This window comes from Endozoicomonas sp. SESOKO4 (genome assembly GCF_024606275.1).
On the sequence record NZ_JAHHPS010000217.1, the window covers coordinates 1 to 4,619 of the forward strand.

A 4,619-nucleotide genomic window follows, 5' to 3' on the forward strand; every position below is an offset into this window, starting at 1 on the left:
TAGACCAATTTATTGCAACCGCAGTAGGACAGCCTTGAGTCCGACAGGCTGCTAGGGTATTAATGATGAAAATTCTGGCAGCTACGCTCACTACGGGTACACGTAATAAGACGTTTATTGAATGTATGGAAAGTCTTATAAACCAGAAACTGCCTGATAAGGCACAGCTTTCCATCGTCGTTGTAGAGAATAATCTGAAGCCGGACAAGACTGTACAGTCCATCATTAAAAAGCTAAGAAAACGTTCTCCCCTGAACATCTATCACACTTTGGAGTGCAAGCGAGGCATTCCCCACGCGAGAAACCGTGCGCTGAAATTAGCCGATGAACTGAATTTCGACTATCTGACTTTTATTGATGATGATGCCTTCGCCGAGCAGGACTGGATAGCTCAACTGGCTCAAGCGGTCAGAAAGCACAAATGCCAAGTCGTGACCGGACCCCAAAGAGCGATCTTTCCGGATGGTACGTCATCATTGTTCAGAAATGCTCCGGTTTACCACGAACGCAAAATCAACGATGGTCAGAGAGTCAGCTGGGGAGCAACCAACAATATTCTGATGGATGTGAACTTCCTCTCTCAGGAGGGACTGATGTTTAACAATGAGTTGATTAATGGTGGGGAGGACAAAGAATTACTATTGAGGGCAACGCATTCAGGAGCTTCTATCTACTGGTGTCAGAAGGCCATTGTTAGTGAATATATTGCTGACGATAGACTCAATTGTCAGTGGGCCCTGAGAAGAGCATTCCGTATGGGAGCCACTGGATTAATGATTGAACGGTCTAATAAATCCGGTACAAAAGCGGTATTAGCCTGTCTCTTCAAGGGTAGTGCTTACCTGACTCGTGGTGTGTTAACGCTGCCTCTTTACGGATTGATTTCGAATAAATCTCCCCTGGAGTCATTATGTGACTTATCCCATGGATATGGCTTTTACTATGGCCTTTTATCCGGTGGGACTGTTCGTTCTTACACTTGAAGATAAGCATGGACGAGAAAAAAAATACAGACAGCTGCATCGTCAAGGTATTGCTAACGCTTGTAACTATGATGGTGATTGACGGTTCCCCTGCCAACGAGTGGAAGTTGGTCTGGCAGGATGAATTTAACTACACCGGTTTGCCTGACAGCAGAAAGTGGAACTATGAAGAAGGCTACATTCGTAATTCTGAGCTGCAGACTTATACCCGGGATCGGCGCAATGCCCGTGTGGAAGACGGAGTTCTGATTATAGAGGCTCATCAGATAGATCGTGCAGATGCCAATGTCTGCGCGTCTGGTAACCGGATCATCCAATGGTGGTGTCGAAAGACGGGTAGAGAGAAAGGATCTTTCCACTACACTTCTGCAAGCCTGACAACCCAGTCCCGATTTGAGTGGACCCATGGACGTGTTGAAGTCAGGGCTAAACTGCCACAGGGACGAGGTGTCTGGCCTGCTATCTGGTTGTTAGGTGCCCGTATTGAAGAATTAGGTTGGCCTGCAACCGGAGAAATCGACATCATGGAGTTTGTCGGTTATCAACCCGATCGTATTCATGCTGCTTTGCATACCGAAAGCAGAAACCACAGGAAAGGTAATGCAGCTACGGGCTCTGTTTTTATCAGTGATACGGGGATGAATTTCCATACTTATGCTGTGGAATGGACCAGCGACTCTATAGATTTCTATTTGGGTGATCAGAAGTACTTCAGTTATCAGAAGGAGGGGCAGAGTCCAGCTGACTGGCCTTTTGATGACCCGATGTATTTGATTATAAACCTGGCTATTGGAGGGGGCTGGGGAGGAAAAGAAGGTATTGATCATGCCATTTTTCCTCAGAAGTACCTCATCGATTTTGTCCGCATTTATCAACACTCAACTCATCTCTGAAATTCACCGTTCCGGGGTGATAGCAAAGCACTAAACCTTTCATTCAGGAAGAGGCTTTAATAAAGATGTACGGCTCATCGGATAGACGCTCTATGAGCGTTCTGCTTTTCTTTGTGCTTTCTGACTTGCTTCTGGCGCTGGCCAGTGGCTGGTTTGCTTATCTGATGCGTTTTGGGGATCTAAATCTTCCTGATTCCTATCTGATGCTGATCATCATTTTTTCACTTCTGGTTGTCGTTTCTTTTGGTGTATTTTGCCCAAACATCTATTGGAATCGGTATCCATGGATTGAACGGATCAAAAAGCTGGCTATGGCCTTTCTGGTGGCGTTCAGTGGGCTGCTCCTTATTTTAGTGGCTTTCAAGATATCATATGAGTACTCAAGAATCTGGCTATCAATATGGATGCTGACTCATGCCACACTGATTGTCCTGTTTTATTCGATGGTTTCAGTGGCTGTGAAACGATATTGGGCCAGAGAAGAGAATGCTCGTTCGGTGTTAATTATTGGAAAGGGAGCTGGTTTCAAGAAAACCATTGACCGGTTTCTGAAACCCAATAGTGAAGGCTACATCATCAAAGATACTATCTATTTTGAGATGCCTGAGGATGCTCTGTCTCAATTACAGAGCAGGATAAATGAGGGACAACAGTTTGACGCCTATTGGATTTTTCTACCACTGAGTTGCAGTGATGCGGTAAAGGATATTGTTCATATCTTGAGACATGAAACTGGAGATATCCAATACATGCCGGGCTTGAGAGATTTACCACTGATCAATCATCAGGTAAATATCATTGGCGACATATATTCTTTTGATATTACCCGGAGTCCTCTTGATGGCTTTAACAGTATTCTCAAGAGAGCAGAAGATATTCTGATCGCCTCTCTGATTTTGATCCTGATCAGCCCTCTCTGTCTATTGATTGCACTGGCTGTTAAATGGTCTTCACCCGGGCCGATTCTCTTCAAGCAGTATCGATATGGCAAGGGAAAAGAGAAGATCAAGGTCTACAAGTTCAGGTCAATGAAAGTGCATCAGGAGGAAGCTGGCTCAGTCACTCAGGCTATTAAAGATGATCCACGGATTACCAGAGTCGGAGCCTATCTGCGTTGCACCAGCCTTGATGAGTTGCCTCAGTTTATCAATGTGCTACAAGGGCGTATGTCCATTGTAGGCCCAAGGCCACATGCTATTGCCCATAACGAGCATTATAAAGAGTTGGTGGACTCTTATATGAAGCGTCATAAGATCAAACCCGGTATCACAGGTCTTGCTCAGGTTAATGGCTACCGGGGGGAAACGGATACCCTGGAGAAAATGCAGAAGCGAGTTGAGTTCGACATTAAGTACCTTGAGCAATGGTCTTTATGGCTAGATGTGAAAATTGTTTTCAAGACGATATTTAAAGGATTTGTCAGCGATAAAGCTTACTAATTTTAACGTGGTCGGCTGTCTTCCCAATGGAAGACTCCGGCGAAACTGATTTGCCGTGTATTCTCAATGATGAGAAGCTTTCCTTCCAAATAAGCTCTACGACAGAGTTTTACCCTCCCAGCTCTATATATACCTACCATGATCCCTGTAATCACAAGACAGGGCCTGCCATGAACATTATTTCCAGCAAAACTAAGTTATAACAGAGAATCAGTGAATCAATGAAACGCCCGACAACTGCCGGGCATTTCGTATCAAAAATGGTACGCAAGCGAGAACTGGATCACATTCAAATCCATGTTGGGCCGTTTGATATAAGCATTGGAGTAATGAAGCAACTTGGCGCCCAGGTCAAAACTGTTTTCAGAACCCAGGAGAATACCGGCACCCAGCATGGCTTCAAACTGTAAATGAGTGCTTTTTTCTAAAGGCTGGTCGCCTTTGTAACGAATCTGGGTGTCGCTGATCCAGCCAACGCCCAGACCTGCATCGAAGTAATACCGTCCGCCGGGACTTTTGAATTGCCATACCGGAGTCATGAAAAAGCCATAGATATCATCGCCACCTTTCGAGCTATGCGAAGGGCTTGCATCCAGTTGATTATCCCAGTAAGAAACCGAGGTATCGAGAAGAAAGCGGTCATTCCATTCTAAGTTTTCGAGAAGTCCTTCGTCACTTAAATGCCATCTCAGGGCCAGACGAGTGTCCTTAACCTCTATTTTACTGGAAAGATCGGGCCCGTAGCTGAAATGAATACTTTCAGGTTGTGCGACGACCGACGTTGAAAAAACAGATAGCACCAAAGGTACTGCCGACAGAAAGGCTGCATTGTTGAGTCTCATGATCCTTATGCTCTTGTGTTTTTTAATATTTATTGAGCCCGCTACCAAAGTTTGCTTCGCAATACCCTTGCCACTCAGTGGGAGGGGGCTTCCTACTAACTTACACCAGGGAGCCAACGAATAAGACCAGATTTTTCCAACCTTGTTGTTTTTCAGCAAAGTCAGGTCGATATTGAGGCTGTTATCTCACCCGGTTTTGGACTTTTTATGACTCAAGAAATGAAGGAATCCGTGAAGTACCCGCTAATGAAGCCAGGTATGGTCAGTATCATTCGTATTCAAACAGCTGATTCTGATGGCTTCACGAGAGTGTAACAGTGAACCATTATCATCAAATCGATCGACTTTACCTGGATCGAGATCAGGGCCGTTTTGCTTTAGCCCTTGTACACCGGAGGCGCTGAAGAACTCGTTGTTATTATAAGTATTTGCACGTATAGCTAATTTTTAGTACCTATGTAC

The 4,619-nt window shown here is 44.9% G+C and carries 4 protein-coding genes; 3 read left to right on the forward strand and 1 reads right to left on the reverse strand.

Annotated elements, in window-relative coordinates; genetic code table 11:
- The first annotated feature begins 62 nt into the window (after positions 1–62).
- The 3 genes from KDK16_RS04200 to KDK16_RS04210 all read left to right on the forward strand — a co-directional run bounded on the left by KDK16_RS04200 (position 63) and on the right by KDK16_RS04210 (position 3,315).
- Positions 63–983 (forward strand): glycosyltransferase family A protein, encoded by a 921-nt coding sequence (locus KDK16_RS04200; protein ID WP_257274803.1) that lies wholly within the window; start codon positions 63–65, stop codon positions 981–983.
- Positions 984–991: 8 nt separating this feature from the next.
- Positions 992–1,876 (forward strand): glycoside hydrolase family 16 protein, encoded by an 885-nt coding sequence (locus KDK16_RS04205; protein ID WP_257274804.1) that lies wholly within the window; start codon positions 992–994, stop codon positions 1,874–1,876.
- Between the two features lie 92 nt (positions 1,877–1,968).
- Complete coding sequence (locus KDK16_RS04210) at positions 1,969–3,315, forward strand: undecaprenyl-phosphate glucose phosphotransferase (protein ID WP_257274805.1); 1,347 nt, start codon at positions 1,969–1,971, stop codon at positions 3,313–3,315.
- Positions 3,316–3,569: 254 nt separating this feature from the next.
- Here the strand turns inward: KDK16_RS04210 and KDK16_RS04215 are convergent, their stop codons facing one another.
- Positions 3,570–4,157, reverse strand: a complete 588-nt coding sequence (locus KDK16_RS04215) for an acyloxyacyl hydrolase (RefSeq protein WP_257274806.1) — start codon at positions 4,155–4,157, stop codon at positions 3,570–3,572.
- Between the last annotated feature and the right edge of the window lie 462 nt (positions 4,158–4,619).